Annotated in this window: 21 protein-coding genes; 13 read left to right on the top strand and 8 right to left on the bottom strand. The window is 70.2% G+C overall.

The genetic code is table 11. The features are described from left to right. Positions 1–4: 4 nt before the first annotated feature. The gene (locus KV394_RS14440) at positions 5–1,480 is read right to left on the bottom strand and encodes a leucyl aminopeptidase (protein ID WP_136036090.1); all 1,476 of its coding nucleotides are present in this window, start codon (positions 1,478–1,480) and stop codon (positions 5–7) included. Between the two features lie 114 nt (positions 1,481–1,594). On the opposite strand from KV394_RS14440, the gene KV394_RS14435 reads away from it, so the two are divergent. The 3 genes from KV394_RS14435 to KV394_RS14425 all read left to right on the top strand — a co-directional run bounded on the left by KV394_RS14435 (position 1,595) and on the right by KV394_RS14425 (position 4,635). After that, positions 1,595–2,536: a proteasome assembly chaperone family protein gene (locus KV394_RS14435; RefSeq protein WP_247981744.1), complete on the top strand. Its 942-nt coding sequence runs from the start codon at positions 1,595–1,597 to the stop codon at positions 2,534–2,536. Positions 2,537–2,704: 168 nt separating this feature from the next. Further along, a complete protein-coding gene (locus KV394_RS14430; RefSeq protein ID WP_136036091.1) occupies positions 2,705–3,943 on the top strand; it encodes an RNA polymerase sigma factor in 1,239 nt (412 codons plus the stop codon). Next, positions 3,943–4,635, top strand: a complete 693-nt coding sequence (locus KV394_RS14425; RefSeq protein WP_205812673.1) for a coenzyme F420-0:L-glutamate ligase — start codon at positions 3,943–3,945, stop codon at positions 4,633–4,635. Before KV394_RS14430 ends, KV394_RS14425 begins: the two co-directional genes overlap by 1 nt. Positions 4,636–4,692: 57 nt before the next feature. Here the strand turns inward: KV394_RS14425 and KV394_RS14420 are convergent, their stop codons facing one another. Beyond that, complete coding sequence (locus KV394_RS14420; protein WP_247981743.1) at positions 4,693–5,709, bottom strand: sugar-transfer associated ATP-grasp domain-containing protein; 1,017 nt, start codon at positions 5,707–5,709, stop codon at positions 4,693–4,695. A gap of 82 nt (positions 5,710–5,791) precedes the next feature. On the opposite strand from KV394_RS14420, the gene KV394_RS14415 reads away from it, so the two are divergent. Together KV394_RS14415 and KV394_RS14410 are read left to right on the top strand one after the other, a co-directional pair. Continuing rightward, a complete protein-coding gene (locus KV394_RS14415; RefSeq protein ID WP_247981742.1) occupies positions 5,792–6,490 on the top strand; it encodes an alanine racemase in 699 nt (232 codons plus the stop codon). Beyond that, positions 6,487–7,527: an alanine racemase gene (locus KV394_RS14410; protein ID WP_247981741.1), complete on the top strand. Its 1,041-nt coding sequence runs from the start codon at positions 6,487–6,489 to the stop codon at positions 7,525–7,527. Before KV394_RS14415 ends, KV394_RS14410 begins: the two co-directional genes overlap by 4 nt. A 32-nt stretch (positions 7,528–7,559) precedes the next feature. Here the strand turns inward: KV394_RS14410 and KV394_RS14405 are convergent, their stop codons facing one another. After that, entirely contained in the window at positions 7,560–7,778 is a 219-nt protein-coding gene (locus KV394_RS14405; protein WP_136033021.1) for a DUF7455 domain-containing protein, read from the bottom strand. 180 nt (positions 7,779–7,958) lie between these two features. On the opposite strand from KV394_RS14405, the gene KV394_RS14400 reads away from it, so the two are divergent. Further along, entirely contained in the window at positions 7,959–10,070 is a 2,112-nt protein-coding gene (locus tag KV394_RS14400; protein WP_372490596.1) for a DNA gyrase/topoisomerase IV subunit B, read from the top strand. A 54-nt stretch (positions 10,071–10,124) separates the two neighbouring features. Here the strand turns inward: KV394_RS14400 and KV394_RS14395 are convergent, their stop codons facing one another. Continuing rightward, on the bottom strand, positions 10,125–12,566 hold the full coding sequence (locus tag KV394_RS14395; protein ID WP_247981740.1) for a DNA gyrase/topoisomerase IV subunit A: 2,442 nt from the start codon (positions 12,564–12,566) through the stop codon (positions 10,125–10,127). Between the two features lie 44 nt (positions 12,567–12,610). Between KV394_RS14395 and KV394_RS14390 the strand changes: the two genes are divergently transcribed. After that, complete coding sequence (locus tag KV394_RS14390) at positions 12,611–13,732, top strand: alkaline phosphatase family protein (RefSeq protein ID WP_247981739.1); 1,122 nt, start codon at positions 12,611–12,613, stop codon at positions 13,730–13,732. Between the two features lie 27 nt (positions 13,733–13,759). On the opposite strand, the gene sepH is transcribed toward KV394_RS14390, so the two are convergent. Further along, positions 13,760–14,803, bottom strand: a complete 1,044-nt coding sequence (sepH, locus tag KV394_RS14385) for a septation protein SepH (protein ID WP_247981738.1) — start codon at positions 14,801–14,803, stop codon at positions 13,760–13,762. 199 nt (positions 14,804–15,002) lie between these two features. Here sepH and KV394_RS14380 point away from each other — a divergent pair, with 199 nt between their 5' ends. Further along, positions 15,003–15,296 carry a DUF4193 domain-containing protein gene (locus tag KV394_RS14380; RefSeq protein WP_025103572.1) on the top strand — a complete coding sequence of 98 codons (294 nt, stop codon included), beginning with the start codon at positions 15,003–15,005 and terminating at the stop codon, positions 15,294–15,296. Between the two features lie 71 nt (positions 15,297–15,367). On the opposite strand, the gene KV394_RS14375 is transcribed toward KV394_RS14380, so the two are convergent. Continuing rightward, on the bottom strand, positions 15,368–15,832 hold the full coding sequence (locus KV394_RS14375; protein WP_136036097.1) for a DUF3093 domain-containing protein: 465 nt from the start codon (positions 15,830–15,832) through the stop codon (positions 15,368–15,370). Between the two features lie 12 nt (positions 15,833–15,844). Between KV394_RS14375 and dut the strand changes: the two genes are divergently transcribed. From dut to dxs, 5 genes are all read left to right on the top strand, one after another. Continuing rightward, on the top strand, positions 15,845–16,315 hold the full coding sequence (dut, locus tag KV394_RS14370; RefSeq protein ID WP_136033032.1) for a dUTP diphosphatase: 471 nt from the start codon (positions 15,845–15,847) through the stop codon (positions 16,313–16,315). Then, positions 16,312–16,899, top strand: coding sequence for a DUF3710 domain-containing protein (locus KV394_RS14365; RefSeq protein ID WP_136033035.1), 588 nt, complete (start codon positions 16,312–16,314; stop codon positions 16,897–16,899). The genes dut and KV394_RS14365 overlap by 4 nt, the downstream gene beginning before the upstream one ends. Then, positions 16,896–17,633 (top strand): DUF3159 domain-containing protein, encoded by a 738-nt coding sequence (locus tag KV394_RS14360; RefSeq protein WP_247981737.1) that lies wholly within the window; start codon positions 16,896–16,898, stop codon positions 17,631–17,633. The genes KV394_RS14365 and KV394_RS14360 overlap by 4 nt, the downstream gene beginning before the upstream one ends. Before the next feature lie 153 nt (positions 17,634–17,786). Further along, positions 17,787–20,621 (top strand): aconitate hydratase, encoded by a 2,835-nt coding sequence (locus tag KV394_RS14355; RefSeq protein ID WP_407665447.1) that lies wholly within the window; start codon positions 17,787–17,789, stop codon positions 20,619–20,621. A 156-nt stretch (positions 20,622–20,777) separates the two neighbouring features. Continuing rightward, positions 20,778–22,718 carry a 1-deoxy-D-xylulose-5-phosphate synthase gene (gene dxs / locus KV394_RS14350; protein ID WP_247981735.1) on the top strand — a complete coding sequence of 647 codons (1,941 nt, stop codon included), beginning with the start codon at positions 20,778–20,780 and terminating at the stop codon, positions 22,716–22,718. A gap of 19 nt (positions 22,719–22,737) precedes the next feature. On the opposite strand, the gene KV394_RS14345 is transcribed toward dxs, so the two are convergent. Both KV394_RS14345 and KV394_RS14340 read right to left on the bottom strand, forming a co-directional pair. Beyond that, positions 22,738–24,195 (bottom strand): glycerol-3-phosphate dehydrogenase/oxidase, encoded by a 1,458-nt coding sequence (locus KV394_RS14345; protein ID WP_247981734.1) that lies wholly within the window; start codon positions 24,193–24,195, stop codon positions 22,738–22,740. Beyond that, complete coding sequence (locus tag KV394_RS14340) at positions 24,192–24,752, bottom strand: TetR/AcrR family transcriptional regulator (protein WP_247638827.1); 561 nt, start codon at positions 24,750–24,752, stop codon at positions 24,192–24,194. The genes KV394_RS14345 and KV394_RS14340 overlap by 4 nt, the downstream gene beginning before the upstream one ends. Positions 24,753–24,754 lie beyond the last annotated feature (2 nt).

The raw sequence follows: 24,754 nt of genomic DNA, 5'->3' as shown, positions 1-24,754 counted from the left end.
GGTGTTATGCCTCCGTGTGGGATGCTGCTTCGGCGAAGGCGACGATCGATCGGACCATCGCCCCCGTTGGACCCTTCTCCGTGAAGCCGTACGGCGCACCGGCGTGTTCGCCAGAGCCCGCGATGTCGAGGTGCACCCAGGGGATGCGGGCGGCGTCCTCGGCGTCCGAGACCGGTCCGACGAAGCGTCGCAGGAACAGACCGGCGAACGAGGCGCCGCCCATCCGGTCGCCCATGTTCGCGTTCTGCAGGTCGGCGATCGGCGACTCGAGGGACTCCTCCATGTACGAGGGCAGCGGCATGTGCCAGGCGGGCTCTCCGGTCTGCTCCGCCGCGGCGAGGAACCGCGTCACCGTCTCGTCGTCGCCGAACACGCCCGTGTGCCGGTGTCCGAGGGCGGCGACGATCGCACCGGTCAGCGTCGCGACGTCGATGATGACGTCGGGGTGCTCTCGGCTGGCGGCGACCAGGCCGTCGGCGAGGACCAGGCGCCCCTCGGCGTCGGTGTTCTGCACCTCGACCGTCGTGCCGTCGAGGATGCGGATGACATCACCGGGGCGCAGGGCCCGGCCGGACGGCATGTTGTCGGTGATGCAGAGCCAGGCGGTGACGCGCACCGGGAGCCCGAGCCGGGCGATGGCGCGAAGGGCGGCCAGGGACGTCGCGGCCCCGGCCATGTCGAACTTCATGCCCACCATCGAGGCGGCCGGCTTGAGGGAGAGGCCACCGGTGTCGAACGTGATGCCCTTGCCGACCAGGGCGAGGTGCCGCACGGCGTCTGCGGGGGAGTAGTCGAGGCGGACCAGACGCGGCGGCCGGTCGGACCCCTGCCCGACCCCGAGGATTCCGCCGAAGCCCTGCTCCGCCAGCGCGGCCTCGTCGAAGATGTCGACGGTGACGTCGAGCTCGGCGACGCTGTCGGCCGCGCTCTGCGCGAGCTGCGCGGGGCTCTGCCACTCCGCGGGGACGTTCACCAGATCCTTGATCAGCGCGACGGCTTCGCCCAGGGTCTGCGCTCGGGTGATCGTCTCGTCGTCGAGGTCGGCGTGGACGGTGATCCGTTCGGCGCGCGCCTTGCCCTTCTCGGTGCGGTAGCCGTCGAAGCGGTGACCGCCGAGCACGGCCCCCTCGGCGGCGGCGGCGGCGTGGCCGTCGAGGCCGGAGGCGAGCCCGAGCGCGACGTGCGGGAACCCGGTCAGCGAGCGGAGGGCGACACCGGCGGCGCTGCGGATCGCGGCGTCGTCGATGCTCTTCCCTGCACCGACGACGGCGAACGGCAGGGTGGAGACGTCGGGCGCGTACACGCGGGCGAACGATCCGGCGGCACCGGTGAACCCGATGCCTTCGAGGACCTCGGCGAGGCCGGGGTAGGCCCCCAGCGACTCGGCCGAATCCGAGAGATCGGGAACGACGAGCACTGCGGCATCGGCAGCGCTTCCGGGGAACTGATCGGTGGTGTGCGAGAGCACGGGAAGCGTCATGCTCTCCATCCTAGGAGGACCTCTGCGACCGGGCGGCCCCGCGTGCCCCCGCGTGTTCGCTCTCAGCGAGACGGCCCGGGGCCCCTCGTCGGGACCTGCTCGTAGCATGGAGTCATGCCCTTCTCCGGAGAGATCCACGAACGCGTCGCGAACGCGCCGACGGTGTCGCACGGACTGCCCCTCGTCGTGCTCCTGACCGGCTTCACGGATGCCGGGAGCGCGGTGTCCGGACTGATCGACCACCTCCGCGAGTCCACATCGCCGCAGCCGCTCGTGATCTTCGACAACGATGTGCTCCTCGACTACCGGGCCCGCCGTCCGGTGATCTCCTTCGATCAGGACCACCTCACCGAGTTCCGGCCGCCTCGGCTGGAGCTCTCGCTCGCGACGGACGCCCTCGGTCGCCCGTTCCTCCTCCTCGCGGGCTACGAACCGGACTTCGCGTGGAACGCCTTCGCCGAGACCGTGCTCGACCTCGCCGCGGAGTACGAGGCATCCGGACTGCACTGGGTGCATTCGATCGCCATGCCCGTGCCGCATACCCGCCCCATCGGCACGACGGTGAGCGGCAACCGTCGTGACCTCGTGGTCTCGCACTCGGTGTGGCGCCCGCGTACGCAGGTGCCGGCGACCGCGGGGCATCTGCTGGAGTTCCGTTTCGCCGAGCGCGGCGAACGAGTGGTGGGCTTCGTGCTGCTCGTGCCTCATTACCTCGCCGAGACGGAGAACCCCGACGCGGTCAGCGCCGCGGCCGAGAAGCTCATGGCATCCACGGGACTGGTGCTCATGCTCGACGCCGTGCGCGAGCGCCGGGAGGACTACATCGCCAGGGTGGACGAGCAGGTCGCGGCGAACGACGAGCTGCAGCAGATGGTCCACAACCTGGAGCGCCGCTACGACGCCTACATGGCAGGCCGCGACCCCGAGGACGACAGCTACGACGAGGGCGGGTTCAGCGAGCGCGACCTGCCGAGCGCGGACGAGCTGGCGGCGGAGCTCGAGCGCTACCTGGCCACGCGACCGTCGGGCGACGAGGACAAGCCCGGCCGCGGCTGAGCCGGATCGACGCGAACTTCGCCGGATTGCATCCGGAGCGCCACACGTGTGCGATACTAGGAGTCCGACCCGTTGTCAATCGGCGTTTTCGAACTCCGGACTTGACAAGGGTCTTACTAGTGTCCGAAATGTCCCGGGGCCCGTGATCGGCTCCGTGAAAGGCGAAACGTGACTCCTGCCACGACGAAGAACACACGGACGAAGAAGGCCGCCGAAGAACCCACGCCCGACGAGGAGATCGAGGTCGAGAACCTCGACGAGGCAGCGCCCGCCAAGCGCGGTGCCGCCAAGCGCGGCGCGGCGAAGAAGAAGAAGTCGGAGGAGGTCGTCGAGGAAGACGACGCCGCGACCGATTCCGCCGAGGAGAGCGCGGGGGACGACGAGGAGGAGGACGCCAAGCCGGCGTTCACCGAGCCGCTGCCCACCGGCGCGATCGTCATCTCGTCGAACGACGACGAGGACGTCCCCGTCTACTCGACGCAGATCACCGGCGCCACGGCCGACCCCGTCAAGGACTACCTGAAGCAGATCGGAAAGGTCGCGCTGCTGAACGCGGCCGAAGAGGTCGAGCTCGCGATGCGCATCGAGGCGGGTCTGTTCGCCGAGGAGAAGCTGTCCGCGATGACCCCGGCCGAGAAGTCGAGTCAGCTGGGTCTCGACCTCCAGTGGGTCGCCCGCGACGGCCAGCGAGCCAAGAGCCACCTGCTCGGCGCGAACCTGCGGCTCGTCGTCTCGCTCGCCAAGCGGTACACCGGTCGCGGCATGCAGTTCCTCGACCTGATCCAGGAGGGCAACCTCGGTCTGATCCGCGCCGTCGAGAAGTTCGACTACACCAAGGGCTTCAAGTTCTCGACCTATGCGACCTGGTGGATCCGTCAGGCGATCACGCGCGCCATGGCCGACCAGGCCCGCACGATCCGCATCCCCGTGCACATGGTCGAGGTCATCAACAAGCTCGCCCGCGTGCAGCGGCAGATGCTGCAGGACCTGGGTCGTGAGCCCACCCCGGAGGAGCTGAGCCGCGAGCTCGACATGACCCCGGAGAAGGTCGTGGAGGTGCAGAAGTACGGCCGTGAGCCCATCTCCCTGCACACTCCGCTCGGTGAAGACGGCGACAGCGAGTTCGGTGACCTGATCGAGGACACCGAGGCGGTCGTCCCCGCCGATGCCGTGGGCTTCACGATGCTGCAGCGCCAGCTCGAGCAGCTGCTCGACTCGCTCTCGGAGCGGGAGGCGGGCGTGATCCGCATGCGCTTCGGCCTGGGCGACGGTCAGCCCAAGACGCTCGACCAGATCGGTGACACGTTCGGCGTGACGCGTGAGCGGATCCGTCAGATCGAGTCGAAGACGATGGCCAAGCTGCGCCACCCGAGCCGCTCGCAGTCGCTGCGGGACTACCTCGAGTGATGCAGGCGAACGAGGGCAAGGCGCTCGAGACCAGCGTCGACGGCACGAGCTACGCGCGCATCCCGTTGCGCACCCGCGTGGTGATGCCGGACGACGACCTCGACGCGGTCATCACCGAATACGCGAAGGACGCCGTGCAGCCGGGAGACCTGCTGTTCGTCACGGAGAAGATCGTGGCGATCACGCAGGGTCGGTCGTACCGCCTGGACGAGATCACGCCGCGCAAGCTCGCGCTGTTCCTCTCGAAGTACGTCACGCGCACGCCCTACGGCATCGGGCTCGGCATGCCCGAGACCATGGAGATGGCCCTGCGGGAGTGCGGCACGCCGCGTATCCTGTTCGCCGCCGCCGTCTCGGCGGTCACCAAGGCGTTCGGACGAAAGGGTGACTTCTATCGCATCGCCGGGGACAAGGCGCGCGCGATCGATGGCCCCACCAAGCACACGATCCCGCCATACAACCAGGCCGTGGTGCTCGGCCCGAAGGACCCGGACGGCGTCGCAGCACGGCTCAAGGGCCTGCTCGGTGGGCAGGTGGAGGTCGCGGTGGTGGACATCAACGACCTCGGCGGCAACATCCTCGGATCGACGCTCGACAAGGCCGGCGAAGCCCGGCTGGTGAAGATCCTCGGCGACAATCCGCTCGGCCAGGGACTGGAGTCCACGCCGCTCGGCATCGTCCGCGCGGTCTGATCCGCTGGTTCGACGAGAACGCCCCCGGAGGAATCCGGGGGCGTTCTGTCGTGGTGGTCAGAACCCGATGACCTCGCGGTAGCGCGGCTTGTGGCCGGTGCGGATCCCGGTGACGCTGGGCTTGTTCTCGTACACGCCGGCGCCCCAGTTGCCCTCGACGAGCACGGGACCGTCCGGCGTGACGACGACGTCCCAGCCGACGTACTGCACCTCGGGCACGACCCTGGCCACGCGGTCGATGAAGGCTCGCACCTCGTCCATGAAGGGCAGCTGGAAGTCCGCGATGCGGAAGCCCGAGTCCGGGTGCGTCTCGTGCACGTGGCCGTGCGAGTCGTACCCCGCGCCGACCGCGTGTCCGTTCTCGTCGAGCATCGTGTAGAAGCCCCCGAAAGTCATCTGATCACTCACGGCGCCCCGCCCGAACTTCTGAGCCATCGCGAGGATGTGCGCCTTCTCGCCGTCGAAGAACGCGGTGATGCGGGTCGTGTTCACGGTGCCAGGGCAGACGGCGGCGAGGTCGTCGTGCTGTCGGATGACCTCTTCGATGAGGAGCTCGCCGCGACTCAGCAGCCCGCGGTGGAAGGCATCCCAGTCGTCGATATCGGCCGCGTGGTACCGGTGCACACCGGTGCCCGCCTGACCGATCGGCTCCTTGGTGACGATGGTCCCCAGGCGTTCCGTGAGCGCGCGCACCTCGGCGGCGTTGCCCTCTTCGACCACCAGCCACTCGCGATGGAGGTGCTCGGAGAACTTCCGGTTGAACTCGATCTTGTCCTGGAAGATCCACCGGAAGTCCGGGCGGTCGTACTTCTGGGAGAGCTGGTTCGACACGGGGTGCGTCATGTAGGTGTCGCGCTCGGCACGGGTGAGCATCGCGAAGTCGTAGTCGATGTAGTCCTGGAACCCCACGTTGTGCCGCGCGGCGGACCACAGCATGTCCACGACGATCGTCGGGACGGGCTTGTGGTGCTGTGCAGAGGCCTCCTTCGCTCGCTCGACGACGGAGCCGACGTCGATGCGACGGGCGCGGCCGAGGAGGTAGCGGATGCGGGGCGCGAGAGAAAGACGAGTCATGGAGCTCCGGGGGTTGGGGATGCCGTCCAGTCTACGGGGGAGTCACACCGGGATCCCGGAACACGAAGCTAGGCTGGATCACGTGTGTGACACGACCTCGAGTGCGCTTCCGCGGGCGCTGATCTCCCGCTCCGCCCTCACCGCCGCAGCGGTTGCGGCCGTCCGCGAGGGGGGAGTGCGAGCAGACCTGCGCCGCGACGCCTGGGGTCACGGGCTGCTCGCCGTGGCCCACGCCGTGACGGTGGCCGGTGCCCGCGAGGTGCGCGTGGACAGCGAGGGCGAGGTGGAGATGCTGCGGCTGGAGGGCATCGCGGGGGTCACCACGGGGGAACCGGACATCGACCCGTCGATCCTCTACGGCCTCCCCGGCAGCAATCACGACGCGACACCGGTCCTGCGGCTGACGGGACGCGTGATGTCGACCAAGCCGCTGCGCGCGGGCGACGCCGTCTCTTACGGCTACACGTTCCGCGCGTCGGGCGACACCACGGTCGCGCTCGTGACCGGAGGGTACGCCCAGGGCATCGTGCGCGCGCTCGGCAACATCGCCCTGGTCGAGGTGGACGGCATCCTCCGCCCGATCGTCGGCCGCGTGGCCATGGACGTCTGCGTCGTCGATCTGGAGGGCACGGAGGCCCCGGTCGGCGCCGAGGTGACGTACTTCGGTGGCACCGGACCCGCCCGAGACGAGATCGTCCGATGGTCCTCGGCGACGGACATGTCCGCCGCGGAGCTGGTCGCGGTCGCCGGTTCGCATGCCGTGCGGGGGTGGGAGGCATGAGCCGCCCCGAGCTGCGGCTGAGCGCGCGGACGCTCCGCGACAACATCGCGGCGGTCACCTCCCGCCTCGACGGATGCGAGCTCATGCTCGTGCTCAAGGACGACGCCTACGGCCACGGCCTCACCTGGACCGTGGAGACGGCCGTACAGGCGGGGGTGACGTCGTTCGGAAGCTACGACGTGCGGGGCGGCCTCGACGTGCGACGGCTCGTGGGCCCTGAGGCGAGGGTGTTCGCGTGGGCCACCTCGACGGATGCGGAGATCGACGAGGCGCTGCTCCAGGGGATCGACCTCGGCGTGGGCACTGTGGAGTACCTGCACCGCATCATCGCGCGCGCCGAGGCGCTCGGGGCTGTTGCGCGCGTGCACCTGAAGATCGACACGGGCCTGCACCGCAACGGCGTGCTCCCGGAGGACTGGCCCGGGGCGATCGCGCAGGCTCGGGCTGCAGAGGCTGCCGGACACCTGTCCCTGGAGGGGATCTGGAGCCACATCGCGGAGGCGAGCGATCGCGAGGACGATGACGCGCAGGCCGTGTTCCTCGATGCGGTCCGCGCCGCCGGGGGGACGGGCCCGACACCGGCCGCCCTTCACCTCACCGCGTCCGCCGCGTCGTGGTGGCGTCCCGAGCTGCGGGGCACCGTCGCCCGCATCGGTGCGTTCTGCTACGGGATCCGCTCCGCGGACGGGCCCGAGCTGGAGGGTGTGCGCCCGGTCGCGCGACTGGTGGCGCCGGTCGCACGCGTGGAGGAGGGCCGCGCGGTGATCGAGGTCGGCGCCTTCGACGGATTGCCATCGACGCTCGTCGGGGCCCGGGTCGGCACGCCGGCCGGAGCACGCGTGCTCGAAAGGATCGAACCGTTCTTCGCGCAGATCGAGGGATGGGCGGGACTGTCCGTCGGGGACGAGGTGACGATTTTCGGTCCCGGAGAGGCGGGCGAGTCCTCGGCCACGACGCTCGCGGAACGGATCGACACGGTCGGAGAGGAGATCCTCACGCGGCTGAGCCCGCGGATCCGTCGCGTGCCGGTGGACTGAGCCGGCGGGTCCGGCTCACTCCACCCGCGCGATCAGACCGTCTCGACGAGGCGAGCGGTCTCGTCGTGCCAGCTGGTGGCGACGCTGCGGAGCTTCTCCTCGTACTTGCGGCCGTGGTGGGCGCAGAACAGGAGCTCGGAGCCGTTGACCTCGGCGGCGATGTAGGCCTGCGCACCGCAGGAGTCGCACCGGTCCATCGCGGTCAGCCGGAACTCGACAGCGGAGGTCTCACGTTCGGTCGTTGCATTCATCTCGGGGCCTCCTCGGGTGTCGGCGTCCTTGTTGGTCGTGCTCAATACAACCACGCCCCGCCTGTGGGCATGCCCGGTTGTCGGCGTGTTTCGCTCAGCGCGTACGGGCCCGCGCCGACTGCCGACGCGTGGGGAGTGTCGGCCGAGTCCACGGCGCCCGCGCGAATAGACTCGGAGATTGTGAATGCCGAGTACTCCGCCCATCATCTCCAGGTGCTCGAAGGACTCGAGGCGGTCCGCAAACGACCGGGCATGTACATCGGCTCGAACGGTTCGCCCGGGCTCATGCACTGCCTGTGGGAGATCATCGACAACTCCGTCGACGAGGCCGTCGCCGGCAACGGGTCGCGCATCGACATCATCCTGCACGAGGACGGCAGCGTCGAGGTGCACGACCGAGGCCGCGGCATCCCGGTCGACGTCGAACCGCGCACCGGGCTGTCCGGCGTCGAGGTCGTCTACACCAAGCTGCACGCCGGCGGGAAGTTCGGCGGCGGCTCGTACGCCGCGTCCGGTGGACTGCACGGCGTCGGCGCCTCGGTGGTCAACGCCCTCTCCGAGCGTCTCGACGTCGAGGTCGATCGCGGCGGCAAGACCTATGCGATGTCGTTCCACCGCGGCGAGCCTGGCGTGTTCCGCGACTCCGGCGAGAAGCGGCCCGACGCGCCGTTCACGCCGTTCGAGGAGAAGAGCGAGCTGCGGGTGATCGGCAAGGCGCCGCGCGGCGTCACCGGCACGCGCGTGCGCTACTGGGCCGACCGGCAGATCTTCACGAAGGATGCCGCGTTCCAGCTGGCGGAGCTGGAGACGCGTGCGCGACAGACGGCGTTCCTGGTCCCGGGCCTCGAGATCGTGGTGCGCGACGAGCGCGCCGGCACGGCGCCCGTCGGCGACGACGGCGCTCCCGCCGGGCCGATCGAGACGTCGTACCTGTACGAGGGCGGCATCTCCGAGTTCGTCGACTACCTCGCCATCGATCCGCCGGTGACGGACACGTGGCGCATCCAGGGCGAGGGCACGTTCCGCGAGACGGTGCCCGTGCTGCAGGCGGACGGCCACATGGTCGCGACCGAGGTGGAGCGCGTCTGCGAAGTAGATGTCGCGCTGCGCTGGGGCACGGGCTACGACACCCGCATCCGCTCGTTCGTCAACATCATCTCCACGCCCAAGGGCGGCACGCACCAGCAGGGCTTCGAGCAGGAGCTGCTGAAGGTTCTCCGCGCGCAGGTCGAGCAGAACGCCCGCCGGCTGAAGGTCGGCAACGACAAGCTGGAGAAGGACGACGTGCTGGCCGGGCTCACGGCCGTGCTCACCGTCAACGTGCCCGAGCCGCAGTTCGAGGGCCAGACCAAGGAGGTGCTCGGCACGCCGGCGGTGCGGCAGATCGTCGCCCAGGTCATGCGCAAGGAGCTCCTGCAGCGCTTCACGTCGACCAAGCGCGACGACAAGAGCCAGGCCACGCAGCTCCTCGACAAGATCGTGTCCGAGATGAAGGCCAGGGTGTCCGCGCGGGCGCACAAGGAGACACAGCGTCGCAAGAACGCGCTGGAGTCGTCCACGCTCCCCACGAAGCTCGTCGACTGCCGCACCAACGACGTCGAACGCAGCGAGCTGTTCATCGTGGAGGGCGACTCCGCTCTCGGCACGGCCAAGAACGCGCGCAACAGCGAGTTCCAGGCACTCCTGCCCATCCGCGGAAAGATCCTCAACGTGCAGAAGGCCTCGGTCGGGGACATGCTCTCCAATGCGGAGTGCGCGTCGATCATCCAGGTGATCGGAGCGGGCTCCGGTCGCACGTTCGACATCGAGGCGGCGCGCTACGGGAAGATCATCCTGATGAGCGACGCCGACGTCGACGGCGCCCACATCCGCACCCTGCTGCTCACGCTGTTCTTCCGGTACATGCGACCACTGATCGAGCACGGCCGCGTGTTCGCCGCCGTTCCTCCGCTGCACCGCATCATCGTGATCAACCCGGGGTCCAAGCCGAACGAGACGATCTACACGTACACCGAGCAGGAGATGCACGCGCTGCTGGCGAAGCTCCGCAAGGCGGGCAAGCGGTGGCACGAGCCGATCCAGCGCTATAAGGGTCTCGGGGAGATGGACGCCGAGCAGCTGGCGAACACGACCATGGACCGCTCCGGGCGTCTGCTCCGTCGCGTCCGCATGGAGGACGCGGAGGCCGCCGGTCGCGTGTTCGAGCTGCTGATGGGCAACGAGGTCGCTCCTCGGCGCGAGTTCATCATCGACTCGGCCGACCGGCTGTCGCGCGAGTCCATCGACGCCTGACACGCAGCGGGGAGCCCGAAGCCCGGGCACCCCGCTCGACGGCTCTCCGCGCGCTCAGACGATCGTGCGCCCGATGCTGCCGATCACGCCGTCGATGGGCTGACCGGAGGCATCGCGACGTGCGCCGGACTCCGGAAGCTTGCGGACGGCGCCGGTCGGGTCGACCGCGAGCGGCGGGTTCGGGCCGACCCACGCGACCGTCAGCCGGTCCTCGCCCTTCAGGAAGGCGTGGGCGCGCACCCCGCCGGTCGCTCGTCCCTTCGCGGGGTACTCCGCGAACGACGAGACCTTCGCGCGTCCTGGATCGGTTCCGGGCAGAATGCTCTCGGCGCCCGACACGGTCGCCACCACCGCGTCGACCCCCGGTGCGACCGCCCCGAAGAACAGCACCGTGGCGCCGGCCCCGAGCTTGATGCCGGCCATACCTCCGGCGGCAGCGCCCTGCGGTCGCACGCTCGCGGCCGCGAAGCGGAGCAGCTGCGCATCGGAGGTGAGGAACACGAGCTCGGCGTCGTCGGGGGACTCCGCCGCACCCACGACCGTGTCGCCGGGCTTGAGGCCGATCACCTCGAGCTCCGGGCGGACGGGGAGCGTCGACGGCACGATGCGCTTCACCACCCCCTGCGCGGTGCCCAGGGCGATCGGCGTGTCGCTGTCGAAGCGGACGAACCCGAGGATGCGCTCGCCCTTCGTGGTGATGCCGAGGTAATCGCGCAGCGGGGCGCCGGCCGCCAGCTGGACCGAGCTCGCCGGAACCGACGGAAGGTCGACGGGGGAGAAGCGCACGACCCGTCCGCTGCTCGTGAGCGCACCGAGCTCTGCGCGCACCGTGGTCTCGACCGTGGCGAGGATGGCGTCGTGTTTGCTCCGGCGGGTGGGGGCCGTGAGCTCCTGGCCGTCGCCCAGGTCGACCCGGACGGCACGACCGGTGGTGGACAGCACGAGCGTGGTCGGCGCGTCGGCGATCTGCAGGTCAGCGGCCCCCTTGGCGGCGCGGGGCTTCGGCGGAGCCGCGTTGAGCAGCAGCGTGCGTCGCGGGGTCCCGTATGCGTCGGCCACGGCGTCGAGCTCGCGGGCGACGGCGGCGCGGAGCAGCGCTGGACTGCCGAGCAGCTCTCGCAGGTCCGCGATCTCGGCGAGCAGCGCGTCGCGCTCGGTCTCCAGCTCGATGCGGGAGAACTTGGTCAGGCGCCGTAGCCGCAGCTCGAGGATGTACTCGGCCTGCGGCTCGCTGAGATCGAAGACCGAGCGCAGGCGGGTGCGCGCCTGTTCCGAGTCGTCGGAGGAGCGGATGACCTGGATGACCTCGTCGATGTCGAGGATCGCGATGAGGAGGCCCTCGACGAGGTGCAGTCGCTCCTCGCGCCGGGCGAGGCGGTAGCGGCTGCGGCGGGTGATGACCTCGATGCGATGCCCGACGTAGACGCTCAGCATCTCCTTGAGGCCGAGGGTTCGCGGCTGCCCGTCCACCAGGGCGACGTTGTTGATGCTGAACGAGTCTTCCAGCGGTGTCAGCCGATACAGCTGTTCCAGGACCGCGTTCGGATCGAACCCGGTCTTCACGCCGATGGCCACGCGCAGTCCGTGGTTGCGGTCGGTGAGGTCGGTGACGTCGCTGATGCCCTGCAGCTTCTTGGCCTGGACGGCGTCGCGGATCTTCTCGATCAGTCGCTCGGGGCCGACCATGTAGGGCAGCTCGGAGACGATGATGCCCGTGCGGCGGGGGCCGAGCGGCTCGATCGATGTCTTGCCGCGGACCTTCAGGGCGCCGCGACCCGTGGTGTACGCGTCCTTCACGCCGTCGAGGCCCATCAGGATGCCGCCCGAGGGGAAGTCGGGGCCGGGCACGTACTCCATCAGCTCTTCCGTGGTGGCGTCCGGGTGCTCGAGGAGGTGCACGGCTGCGGCGACGACCTCGATGAGGTTGTGCGGGGCCATGTTCGTCGCCATGCCGACGGCGATACCGCTGGCGCCGTTCACCAGCAGGTTCGGGAAGGCCGCGGGCAGCACGGCGGGCTGCTGGAATTGGCCGTCGTAGTTGGGGATGAAGTCGACGACGTCCTCGTCGAGGTTCTCCGTGAGGGAGAGTGCGGCGGCCGCGAGTCGCGCCTCGGTGTACCGGGCGGCCGCCGGGCCGTCGTCGAGTGAGCCGAAGTTGCCATGCCCGTCGACGAGCGGCACGCGCAGCGCCCACTCCTGGGCGAGCCGCACGAGCGCGTCGTAGATGGCCGAGTCGCCGTGGGGGTGCAGCTTTCCCATCACCTCGCCGACGACGCGCGCGCTCTTGACGTGACCGCGGTCGGGGCGCAGACCCATCTCGGCCATCTGGAACAGAATGCGGCGCTGCACCGGCTTGAGCCCGTCCCGCGCGTCCGGAAGGGCGCGGGAGTAGATGACGGAGTACGCGTATTCGAGGAAGGAGCCCTGCATCTCGTGAGAGAGATCGATGTCCTGGATGCGTTCGTCGACGGGCTCGGACGGCGGGGTTTTCGGCATGGACTTCCTGGGGGCGTACGGGAGCCTGTGTCAGACTGGCTCGGATGTCCCTCATGCTACCGTCCGCCTCGCCCAGCGCCCGGAGCGTCGTCGGGGTGGCGGGCGACCTGAGCGCCGCTCTCCGCGGCGAGTCGGAGCTGCTCCCGCGCGCGGAGTCGGTCGTGCTGGTGGTGGTCGACGGGCTGGGGGCGCTCGGTCTCCGCGGCCACTCCGGTCATGCGCGTACGCTCAGCGGGGCGATGACGAAGCGGGATGTCGCGCACAGCGTGTTCCCGTCGACGACGGCTGCCGCGCTGACCAGCATCGTGACGGGCGCCTGGCCCGGCGAGCACGGGCTGGTGGGGTACCGCGTCCTCGACCGCGAGCGTGACGTGCTCGTGAACCAGCTCAGCGGGTGGGAGAGCGACGGGCTCGACCCGCTCGCGTGGCAGCCGGTGCCGACCGTCTTCGAGGGGGAGGCTGCCGCGGGCCGAGAGACGTTCGCCGTGGGGCTCGCCGCGTACGCCACGAGCGGGTTCACGCGCGCGACGCTGCGCGGCGCGACCTTCGTCCCCGCGCTGACCCCGGAGGATCGGGTCGAGGCGGCCTTCGCTCTCGCCCACGACCATCCGGGCTCCTTCGTCTACTGCTATCTGCCCGAGGTCGACAAGGCGGGGCACCGCTACGGGATCGCCTCCGCGGAGTGGGTCGCGGCGCTGGAGCGCATCGATGCCGCCCTGAGCGTTCGTGTGCCTGCGGGCGTCGGCGTCCTGGTGACCTCCGACCACGGCATGGTCGATGTCCCCGTCCATCGGCAGGCGGTCCTCGATGAATCGCACCTGCGCGGGGTGCGGCACCTGGGCGGCGAGCCGCGCATGCTGCACGTGTACCTGGAGCCGGCCGCCGACGAGAGCGCGGTGCTCTCCCGGCTGCGCACCGACCTGGAGGGCGCCGCCGATGTCGTGACGCGCGACGACGCCATCAGGGCCGGCCTGTTCGGTCCCGCGGTGACGGAGGCCGCGGCTGCCCGGGTGGGGGACGTGCTCGTGATCGCGCGCGCGTCCTGGGCGGTGTACGACGGCACCGCAGCGGATCAGCGCAATCGCGGCATGATCGGACAGCACGGTGCCATGACCGATGAGGAGACGCGGGTGCCGCTCATCCGTCTCGGTGCCTTCGCGCGGTGACGCCGACGCCACCGCGGAGAGCGCGACTCACTCGTCGGTGCGCGCTCCGAAGACGATCTCGTCCCACGACGGCATGGCGTTGCGCCGACGACGACGGCCGCCGCTCTCCGCCGGTTCGGCAGGGCTGCGCGGCGACTCCGGTTCCGTCGTCTCCGGCTCGCTGACATCGTCGAAGGCCTCGAAGAGAGAGATCGGGCTCGACTCCTCGCGGCTCTCCTCGTGCTCCTCGAGCAGCGGTGACGACTCACGCTGACCCCGACGCCGTCGCAGGGCCTCCAGCAGGTCGGCGGTCTCGGCGCTCGGGGCGCTGGAGTCGGGGGCGCGGTTGATCGCCGCGTCCTGGACGGCGGGGGCGGAGCGCTCCGGCAGCGACGGCTCTTCGACCTCCGCCTCCGGGGTGGGCACGAGGCGCGGTCCGAAGGCACCGGAGTCGAAACGGCTGTCGTCCTTGTACGGCGACGTCGTCCGGTCGGCTTCCACCGCGCGGAGCCGGGGGATCAGTCCCTCGGGGAGCGAGCCCTGGCGGGAGAGCTGAGTGGCGTCGGCGTTGAGGGGCGAGAGCGCGCTGCGCCGGGGGTCGAAGCTCCACCGGGCGTCGTGATCGACGTCGTTGGCTGTGAACTCGAGCTTCACGATCCAGCCGGTGTCCTCCTTCCAGCTCGCCCAGCGCTCGGATGTCGCCGCGACCTCTGCGAGCTTGGCGCGCACGGCCGCGCCGAACGTCGGCTGGGCGTCCGGTTCGACCTCGCTGCCGATGAGCACGGGCACGGCGAGAGCCTGGCCGATGATGTGCTCGCGCTCGGCGAGCACCGGCCCCTCGAAGCGGACCACGTCGTCGACCGCGATAGCGAGCAGCTCGGCGACCTCCGGTGCGGTGAGACCGGCGCGGATCTGCGCCTGGATGTCGCGCGGGCTCGCGGCGAGCTTCTGGGCGGTCGGTTCGGCCTGTCGGGTGGCGCGGCGGATCTCCCGCTGCAGCACGTCGTCGATGGGCAGCGCGAAGCGTTCGCCCGACTCGGTCGCGAGCACGAGGACTCCTGCTTCAGTGCCGACGATGGTGACGTTTTCCATGCGAATGCCCCTCTGATGGGTGTGCGTTCATGGTGTCACGGGGGAGGGGGCGGAACAGGGAATATCGCGGGCGTGCCGTGAGTTTGCCCTGTCGCATGCGGAGGCATTTGCGAAATGCCCCACCGTCATGCAAACTATGGCCGCCGATTACCCGACGGCACACCCGCCCACTCGCACCATGAAAGTGGAGATTCACCGCATGGCAACCGATTACGACGCTCCCCGAAAGAGTGAAGACGACTCCGAGTCGATCGAAGCCCTGAAGGAGCGTGTGCCGGACAAGCTGTCCGGCACGACGGGGGACGAGGACTCCGACAACCCCTCGAACTTCGACCTGCCGGGCGCGGACCTCTCCGACCTCGAGCTCGACGTCGTCGTGCTGCCCGCGCAGCAGGACGAGTTCACGTGCATGAGCTGCTTCCTCGTGAAGCACCGTTCGCAGCTCGACCACGAGGGACCCGACGGCCCCATCTGCAAGGAGTGCGCTGCCTGAGCAGTCCTCCGAGCGACGCATGACGCGCCCCCGACCATCCGGTCAGGGGCGCGCTGTCGTTGGCGGGTGGCTCAGCCTTTCGCGGCGCGGATCGCCGCAGCGAGGCGGTCGGGGGTGCGGGTCGAGATGGTCCACGCCACGACCGGATCCGCGTCGTCGAGGTTGGGCACCACGACCAGGCCGTCGATGCCGCCGCGGATGAGGTGCCACCCGCGGGCGGGGAGTCCGGGTCCTCTGGCGTGACGTGCGTCTGCTCCATCGAGCGCGAGCGGCTCGCCGAGGTGGGTCACGTCGATGTGCGCGCGACCGGCGCGGAGCACGCCGTCCTCGACCGAGACGACCGGGGCAAGACCGATGACCGCGAGGACGAGCGCGGCGGAGACCAGCGCGCCGAGGACGAGGGCGACCGTCGATCCGACCGGGACGAAGATGAGCGAGACCATCGGTCCGGCGAGAGCGACGGTGACGAGGAGCCAGAGGCTCGGTGCGAGCCGCTCCCGGTAGCGGGGACGTGCGGCGGTGGCGGGGTTCTGCATTAGCCTCATGGGGTGACCGATTCCGTTGATGTCCCCATTATCGCCGCAGTGGTCCCCGGCTATGCGCACCCGGGTGACGCGGGCGCCGATCTGGTCGCCGCGGAGGCCGTGCACCTGGAGCCGGGGGAGCGGGCTCTCGTCCCGACCGGCGTGCGCATCGCCCTCCCGGACGGCTACGCGGCCTTCGTCGTTCCGCGCAGTGGTCTCGCGGCGAAGCACGGGATCTCCATCGTCAATGCACCGGGCACCGTCGACGCCGGCTACCGGGGTGAGATCAAGGTGAGCCTGATCAACACGGACATCCACAGCGCGTACGATGTGGCCGTCGGCGATCGCATCGCCCAGCTCATCGTGATGCCCGTGACCCGCGCCCGGTTCCTGCCGGTCGAGGAGCTCCCGGACAGCGTCAGGGGCGACGGGGGATTCGGATCGACCGGCTACCAGGCACAGGCCACCGCGAACGAAGCAGGACAGGCGAGATGAGCGACAACAACGCGACCCCCTCCAAGTCGGCGCCGGAGAACCGCGCCACGGAGGGTCCTTTCGACGACTCCGAGGCGAACCCGGTCCGCCCGTACATCGACCTCGGCGGGATCAAGATCCTTCCGCGCGAGGGTCTGAACCTGCGCCTCGAGGTCGAGGAGCAGTCCAAGCGCATCGTCGCCGTCGGACTCGACTACGCGGAGTCCTCGTTGCAGGTGCAGCCGTTCGCGGCACCCCGGTCGGGCGGTCTGTGGGACGAGACCCGCGTGCAGCTACGTGATCAGGTGAAGGCGCAGGGCGGACGGGTCGAGGAGCGGGAGGGCCCGCTGGGCAAGGAGCTGCTCGCCGAGGTCCCGGCCACGGCGGCCGAGGGCTCCGGCCTGCGTCTGGCACGCTTCATCGGCATCGACGGCCCGCGGTGGTTCCTGCGCGGTGTGATCGGCGGGGCGGCGGCGTCCGATCCCGAGGCGGCCGCGAAGGTGGAGGACCTGTTCCGTTCCATCGTCGTCGTGCGTGGCGGCGCCCCCATGCCCCCGCGTGACCTCATCCCCCTGAAGATGCCGGCGACCCCGGGCTCGGCGTGAGCTCCCCGGTTCCCGAGGAGCCGGAGCGCCCGCAGACCGCGTCGGAGATCCTGGGTGCCGCGCTGGGGGGAGCGGCCAGGAAGGCGGGCCTCGATCCCGCGCAGAGCGCGAGCACGCACACGGTCGTGTGGTCGGCGATGGGCGGCTGGCGCGGCATCGTCGAATCGGTGCTCCCGAGCCTTGCGTTCGTCATCCTCTTCACCCTCCGCCCGCAGCCGCTGATCCTTCCGCTCGGTGTCTCCGTCGGGCTTGCCGCGATGTTCACGATCGTGCGCCTGGTCCAGAAGTCGCCACCGTCCGCGGCGCTCGGCGGCCTGATCGCCGCGGTCGCCGCCGCAGGACTGGCGCTCTGGACCGGGCGCGGCGAGGACAACTTCGTCCCCGGGCTCATCACCAACGCCGTGTACGGGTCGGCCATCCTCGTGTCGGCGCTCATCGGGTGGTCGGTCATCGGTCTGGCCGCCGGCTTCCTCATGGGCGAGGGCACCGCGTGGCGGACGGACCGCCGCAAGCGTCGCGCCTTCTTCTGGCTCGGCATCGCGTGGGCGGCCCTCTTCTTCGCGCGACTGGCCGTGCAGTTCCCCCTGTATCTCGCGGGCGACGTGACAGCGCTCGGAACGTTCAAGCTGGTGATGGGGCTGCCGTTGTTCGCGCCGCTCATCGCGGTCACCTGGCTGGTGGTCCGAGCGCTCTATCCCCGCGCGCCTTCGCGCGAGGATGCCGCCGCGGCGTGATAGATTTATCTCGACATCAAGATAAATCGCAGGCTTTCGCCCACGTGTCGCGGGGAGCAGACTGGTTAGGTCCGCCTTCCTAGCCGCCGGGGTGCGCGGGCGAGCAAGATGGAGGCGCCTGTCGCTCCCATCCGAATAGAAGGAGACGGATTCGTGTCCACGGTGAACAGCTTCGGTGCAAAGAGCACCCTGACGGTCGGCAGCACCGACTACGAGATCTTCCGCATCGACACGGTGCCCGGTTTCGACAAGCTTCCCTTCAGCCTCAAGGTCCTGCTGGAGAACCTGCTTCGCACCGAGGATGGCGCGAACGTGACGAAGGCGCAGATCGAGGCGCTCGGCTCGTGGGATGCCACCGCCGAGCCGAACACCGAGATCCAGTTCACGCCGGCGCGCGTGGTCATGCAGGACTTCACCGGCGTGCCCTGCATCGTTGACCTCGCCACGATGCGCGAGGCAGTCACGGCGCTCGGCGGCGACGCCAACAAGATCAACCCGCTCTCGCCCGCCGAGATGGTGATCGACCACTCCGTCATCGCCGACCTCTTCGGGACCGAGAACGCGCTCGAGCGCAACGTCGAGATCGAGTACGAGCGCAACGGCGAGCGGTACCAGTTCCTGCGCTGGGGCCAGACGGCGTTCAGCGACTTCAAGGTCGTCCCGCCCGGCACCGGCATCGTCCACCAGGTGAACATCGAGCACCTGGCCAAGGTCATCTACGACCGCGAGGTCGGCGGCGTGCTGCGCGCGTACCCCGACACCTGCGTCGGCACCGATTCGCACACCACGATGGTGAACGGTCTCGGCGTGCTCGGCTGGGGCGTCGGCGGCATCGAGGCCGAGGCCGCGATGCTCGGCCAGCCCGTGTCGATGCTCATCCCGCGCGTCGTGGGCTTCAAGCTCTCGGGCGAGATCCCCGCCGGTGTGACCGCGACCGACGTCGTGCTCACCATCACCGACATGCTGCGCAAGCACGGCGTGGTCGGCAAGTTCGTCGAGTTCTACGGCGAGGGCGTCGCCTCGGTGCCGCTCGCGAACCGCGCCACGATCGGCAACATGTCGCCGGAGTTCGGCTCCACCGCCGCGATCTTCCCGATCGACGACGTCACGCTCGACTACCTGCGCCTCACCGGCCGCAGCGAGGAAGCCGTCGCGCTCGTCGAGGCGTACGCCAAGGAGCAGCAGCTCTGGCACGACGCGTCGCGCGAGCCCGTGTTCAGCGAGTACCTCGAGCTGGACCTCGGCACGGTCGTCCCGTCGATCGCCGGCCCGAAGCGTCCGCAGGACCGCATCCTGCTGTCCGAGGCCAAGTCGCAGTTCGAGCAGGACATCCTGGCCTACGCCTCGCCCTCGACCAGCGAGGACATCGTCGACCTCGAGTCGAAGCACTCGTTCCCCGCGTCCGACCCCGGGCAGGTCCCCGGCGAGGAGGAGCCGACCACGCGTCCGGTGCACATCAGCAGCGGCGCCCCGGTCAACGCCTCCAACCCGGTGCCGGTCACCACCCCGGACGGCGAGAAGTACATCCTCGACAACGGCGCTGTGACCCTCGCCGCCATCACGTCGTGCACGAACACGTCGAACCCGTCGGTCATGATCGCGGCCGGTCTGCTCGCACGCAAGGCGCGCGAGAAGGGCCTGAAGCAGAAGCCCTGGGTCAAGACGACGCTCGGCCCCGGATCGAAGGTCGTCACCGACTACTACGAGAAGTCCGGCCTCGACAAGGATCTCGAGGGCCTCGGCTTCTACACCGTCGGCTACGGCTGCACGATCTGCATCGGAAACTCCGGCCCGCTGATCGAGGAGGTGTCGGAGGCGATCAACTCGCACGACCTCGCCGTGACGGCCGTCCTCTCCGGCAACCGCAACTTCGAGGGCCGGATCAGCCCCGACGTGAAGATGAACTACCTGGCCAGCCCGCCGCTGGTCATCGCGTACGCCCTCGCCGGATCGATGCACTTCGACTTCGACACCGACGCGCTGGGTCAGGACGCCGACGGCAACGACGTGTACCTCAAGGACATCTGGCCGTCGCCGGAGGAGGTGCAGGAGATCGTCGACTCGTCGATCTCGCGCGACCAGTTCATCAAGCAGTACGCCACGGTGTTCGACGGCGACGAGCGCTGGCGCAACCTGCCGACGCCCGACGACGACACGTTCCAGTGGGACGAGAACTCGACCTACGTGCGCAAGGCGCCGTACTTCGACGGCATGACGATGGAGCTCACCCCGGTGCAGGACATCCAGGGCGCGCGCGTCATGGCGACCCTGGGCGACTCGGTCACGACCGACCACATCTCGCCCGCCGGCAACATCAAGCCGGGCACCCCGGCGGCGCAGTACCTCACCGAGCACGGCGTGGACCGCAAGGACTTCAACTCCTTCGGCTCGCGCCGAGGCAACCACGAGGTGATGATCCGCGGCACGTTCGCGAACATCCGCCTGAAGAACCTCATGGTCTCGGCCGTCAACGACGGCCAGGTCGTCGAGGGCGGGTTCACGCGCGACTTCACCCAGCCGGGCGGTCCGCAGTCGTACATCTACGACGCGTGCATGAACTACGCCGAGCAGGGCACCCCGCTCGTCGTGTTCGGCGGCAAGGAGTACGGCTCCGGCTCGTCGCGCGACTGGGCGGCCAAGGGCACGAGCCTGCTGGGCGTCAAGGCCGTGATCACGGAGAGCTTCGAGCGCATCCACCGCTCCAACCTCATCGGCATGGGCGTCGTCCCGCTGCAGTTCCCGGCCGGCGAGAGCTGGGAGTCGCTGGGCCTCGACGGTACCGAGATCGTCTCGATCACGGGCCTCGAGGAGCTCAACAACGGCGTCACCCCGAAGACGGTCAAGGTCACCGCCACCCCGAGCGAGCACTCGCCCGAGGGCAAGCAGCCGATCGAGTTCGACGCGGTCGTCCGCATCGACACCCCCGGTGAGGCGGACTACTACCGCAACGGCGGCATCCTGCAGTACGTGCTGCGCTCGCTCGTCTGACGCGTCTCACGGAGGGGCCCGGGTCTACGGACACGGGCCCCTTCGCCGTGTCAAGGGGGCGTCGTCCTCGGCAGCTTCTCCGACTCCGCGAGGTAGGATCGGTAGGCGCTCGCACCCGTGACGGGCGTCTCTGTCGAAGCCTGTGAGGAGGCGCAGATGCCCATTCTTCCGAGCATCTCTGGACCCCGCGACCTGGACCGCCTGTCGCCAGAGCAACTGGAAGAACTCGCCTCCGAGATCCGCACGTTCCTCGTCGAGAACGTTTCGCGTACCGGGGGTCACCTGGGGCCGAACCTCGGCGTCGTGGAGCTCACCATCGCCCTCCACCGCGTGTTCTCGTCTCCCGACGACCCCTTCATCTTCGACACCGGGCATCAGTCCTACGTGCACAAACTGCTCACAGGGCGCCAGGACTTCTCCGGACTGCGCGTGCGCGGCGGTCTGGCCGGCTACCCGCAGCGCGGCGAGAGTCCGCACGACGTGGTCGAGTCCTCCCACGCCTCGAGCTCGCTGAGCTGGGCAGACGGCGTGTCCCGCGCCCTCACCGCGACCGGACGCGCCGACCGGCATGTGGTCGCGGTCGTGGGCGACGGTGCGCTCACCGGCGGCATGACCTGGGAGGCGCTGAACAACATCTCCGACGACAACGACCGCAACCTGGTGATCGTCGTCAACGACAACGGCCGCTCCTACGCACCCACGATCGGCGGGATGTCGCGGTACCTGAACCGGGTCCGCACGGCGGCCGCGTACAAGGACCTCCACCACAAGTCGGACCGTCTGTTCCGCGCGTTCGGCCCCGTCGGCAGGGCCGTGTTCCGTGGGGTGCGGGGTGGCACGCACGGCTTCCTCTCCCGCTTCACGAACAACGAGGCCCTCTACTCGAACCTCGACATCAAGTACCTCGGCCCGGTGGACGGCCACGACCTCCCGGCCCTGCTGGAGACCCTGGAGCTCGCGAAGTCGTACGGCGCGCCCGTCATCGTGCACGCCATCACCGAGAAGGGGCGCGGGTACCAGCCCGCGCGCGACGACGACGCCGATCAGTTCCACGCGGTCGGGCGCATCGACCCCACGACCGGGGAGACGCTGTCCTCCGGCGGGCGCGGATGGACCGACGTGTTCTCCGACGCGCTGGTCGACGTGGGCGAACGGCGCTCCGACGTGATCGCGATCACCGCGGCGATGCTGCGGCCGACCGGCCTGGCCCCCTTCGCCGAGCGCTTCCCGGATCGGGTCTACGACGTGGGCATCGCCGAGCAGCACGCCGTGGCCTCGGCGGCCGGACTCGCCTACGGCGGACTGCACCCGGTGGTCGCGGTGTACGCGACCTTCATGGGCCGCGCCTTCGATCAGGTGCTCATGGACGTCGCGCTGCACCGTGCCGGCGTCACCTTCGTGCTCGACCGGGCCGGGGTCACCGGTCCCGACGGTCCGAGCCATCACGGCATGTGGGACCTCGCGATGCTGCAGATCGTGCCGCACATCCGCATCGCCGCGCCGCGCGACGGCGTGCGACTCACCGAGGCGCTGGACGAGGCGGTCGCCGTCGAGGACGCGCCCACCGTGATCCGGTTCCCGAAGGGGGAGGTCGCGTCCGACCTCCCGGCGATCGAGCGCCTCGCTGACGGCGTCGACGTGCTGGCCAGGGGGGAGAGCGAGGACGTGCTCATCGTCGCGATCGGCCCGTTCGCCGAGCTCGCCCTCGATGTGGCGGACCGCCTCCGCGCGCAGGGCATCGGTGCGACGGTGCTCGACCCGCGGTGGGCGATCCCGGTGCAGCCGTCGGTCGTCGAGCACGCCGCTCGTCATCGCCTGGTCATCACCCTGGAGGACGGCATCCGCGTCGGCGGCATCGGCACGCGCGTGCGCCAGGTCCTGCGCGAGGCCGGGATCGACACCGCCGTGGACGAGCTGGGGCTGCCCGACGAGTTCCTCGACCACGCGTCGCGCGACCAGATCCTCGCGGATGCGGGGCTCACCGCGTCGAAGATCGCCCAGGACGTGGTGGCGCAGGTGCTCGGGACGCGCATCCCCAAGGCGCGCCACGCGGGGGAGACCGGTACGATCGACCTCCCGCTGCACGAGCGCCACTGATCCGGGGCCCGCGGCGGGATCAGTCCAGATCGGCGAGGGTCTCCGCGACGATGCGCTCGACGGTCGGTCGTGCGCGCTCCGCGTCGGCGGCGACCAGCGCGAGGCGGCTGCGTCGTTCCAGGACGTCGTCCGCGGTCAGAGCGCCCTCGCACCGCACGGCGAACTCGACCGCGGCGCGTGAGAGTGCGGGCGGATCCGACGTGTCGTCCGGTGCACCCCACCGCGCGCCCGTGTCCTCCACGAGCCGCAGAGCCGCGGTGCTGCTGGGCGGTGCGTCGATCCCGCGGTGACGCAGGGCGAGGTCGACCGCGTCCTCGGCCATCCGACGGTAGGTCGTGAGCTTCCCGCCGAGCACCGACACGAACCCGCCGGGGGAGATGTGCACCAGGTGCCGCCGGGACACGTCCGCGGAGGACGCGGCACCATTGTCCACCAGGGGCCGCAGTCCGGCGAACGCCCCGCGGACGTGGTCTCGCGTGAGGGGGGTCGCCAGCAGTCGGTTCAGCGTGGCGAGCAGCGACGCGATCTCGGGCTCGGTGGGCGCGGCGACGCGCGGGACCGGCCCGGGGGCGTCCTCGTCGGTCAGCCCCACGATCACCCGCCCGTGGCGCTGCGGCAGCGCGAACACGTAGCGGCTGATCGAGCCCTCCCGGGGAACGGTCAACGCCGCGGTCGGGCGGCCCAGGTCGTCCGCGTCGAGCACGAGGTGCGTGCCGCGGCTCGGGCGCACGCGGATGCTGTCGTCGAGCGTTCCCGCCCAGACGCCGGTGGCGTTCACGACGGCCCGGGCGCGCAGCTCGAGCCGCTCGCCCGTGAGCGTGTCGACGACGGTCGCTCCACCGTCGTGCAGCTCCTCGGCCCGCACCCGTGTGAGGATGCGCGCGCCCCGCCCCGCCGCCGTCCGTGCGACAGCGACCACGAGCGCGGCGTCATCGACCAGTTGCCCGTCGAAGCCGAGCACGCCGCCGCGCAGGTCACGGCGACGCAGAGCGGGGAACAGCCGCTGGGCCTCGCGCGGCCCCACCAGTCGCGGCGGTGGCAGCACCCGACGCGGCGTCCTGGCGCGCAGTCGCAGCGCGTCGCCCATGGCCATGCCCATCGAACCGGCGGAGCGCTGGCGGAGCGTCACCCCTGCGGCGAACGGCAGCAGCTGCGGCAGCGGACGGATGAGGTGCGGCGCGATCACCGTCATCAGCAGGTGTCGTTCGAGCGCACTCTCGTTCGCGGTGGCGACATCCCCGGTGGCGAGATAGCGCAGTCCGCCGTGTACGAGCTTCGAGCTGAAGCGGCTCGTGCCGAACGCGAGGTCTTCGGCCTCGATCAGTGTGACGCGGAGTCCGCGTGAGGCGGCGTCGAGAGCCGCACCGACACCGGTGATGCCTCCGCCGACCACCAGCACGTCGCAGGTCTCCTCCGCTCCCGCGGCGAGATCGCGTCGGCGGCGGGCGGCGTGAAGGGCGGTGGCGGGGTCGGTCACGGTCGCAGGTGCCCGTCCACGGCGGCGCGGAGCTCGCGCTCCCATGCGTCCTCGTCGATCAGGTCGGCCACGGTCGCGTGCGACAGCACGGCCGACTGGGCGATCAGGAGCAGCATCACGGCGATCTCCTCGGGCGCTCCGGCCCGCACGGACCCGTGCCTCTGGCCCCGTCCGATGGCCGCGGCGAGCCAGCCGAGGATGAGCCGTTGGCTCGACCCGACGCGCTGCAGCGTGTAGCGCGTGAAGGCCTCCGGCTCCTCGTCGAGCAGCCGGGCGTAGACGTCGTCGGCGCGGAACAGGGCCGTGAACGTCAGGATGTCGTCGACCAGGGCGGCTCGGGTGTCCGCGACCGCGGAGAAGCGTCCGATGAGGGTGCCGACGCGCCGCAGCAGAGCGGCGCGCACCACGTCGTCGGCATCGCTCCAGGTGCGGTAGATCGTCGGACGGCTGAGTCCGGAGCGGCGCGCGAGCGCGGCGATCGTGACCCCGTGGATGCCGGTGCGCACGATGAGCTCGTCGGCCGCGTCGAGGACCCGCGTCTGCGTCGGTTCCCACACGG

This window comes from Microbacterium sufflavum, from assembly GCF_023101165.1.
Classification (GTDB): domain Bacteria; phylum Actinomycetota; class Actinomycetes; order Actinomycetales; family Microbacteriaceae; genus Microbacterium; species Microbacterium sufflavum.
The sequence above is the reverse complement of the archived record's forward strand: the minus strand, read 5'-3'. Positions and strand labels throughout refer to the sequence as shown.

Excerpts from the sequence above, each read along its gene's own strand:
- KV394_RS14440 (WP_136036090.1), bottom strand. The coding sequence starts at position 1,480 with ATGACGCTTCCCGTGCTCTCGCACACCACCGATCAGTTCCCCGGAAGC.
- KV394_RS14435 (WP_247981744.1), top strand. The coding sequence starts at position 1,595 with ATGCCCTTCTCCGGAGAGATCCACGAACGCGTCGCGAACGCGCCGACG.
- KV394_RS14425 (WP_205812673.1), top strand. The coding sequence starts at position 3,943 with ATGCAGGCGAACGAGGGCAAGGCGCTCGAGACCAGCGTCGACGGCACG.
- KV394_RS14420 (WP_247981743.1), bottom strand. The coding sequence starts at position 5,709 with ATGACTCGTCTTTCTCTCGCGCCCCGCATCCGCTACCTCCTCGGCCGC.
- KV394_RS14410 (WP_247981741.1), top strand. The coding sequence starts at position 6,487 with ATGAGCCGCCCCGAGCTGCGGCTGAGCGCGCGGACGCTCCGCGACAAC.
- KV394_RS14405 (WP_136033021.1), bottom strand. The coding sequence starts at position 7,778 with ATGAATGCAACGACCGAACGTGAGACCTCCGCTGTCGAGTTCCGGCTG.
- KV394_RS14395 (WP_247981740.1), bottom strand. The coding sequence starts at position 12,566 with ATGCCGAAAACCCCGCCGTCCGAGCCCGTCGACGAACGCATCCAGGAC.
- KV394_RS14390 (WP_247981739.1), top strand. The coding sequence starts at position 12,611 with ATGTCCCTCATGCTACCGTCCGCCTCGCCCAGCGCCCGGAGCGTCGTC.
- sepH (WP_247981738.1), bottom strand. The coding sequence starts at position 14,803 with ATGGAAAACGTCACCATCGTCGGCACTGAAGCAGGAGTCCTCGTGCTC.
- KV394_RS14380 (WP_025103572.1), top strand. The coding sequence starts at position 15,003 with ATGGCAACCGATTACGACGCTCCCCGAAAGAGTGAAGACGACTCCGAG.
- KV394_RS14375 (WP_136036097.1), bottom strand. The coding sequence starts at position 15,832 with ATGCAGAACCCCGCCACCGCCGCACGTCCCCGCTACCGGGAGCGGCTC.
- KV394_RS14365 (WP_136033035.1), top strand. The coding sequence starts at position 16,312 with ATGAGCGACAACAACGCGACCCCCTCCAAGTCGGCGCCGGAGAACCGC.
- dxs (WP_247981735.1), top strand. The coding sequence starts at position 20,778 with ATGCCCATTCTTCCGAGCATCTCTGGACCCCGCGACCTGGACCGCCTG.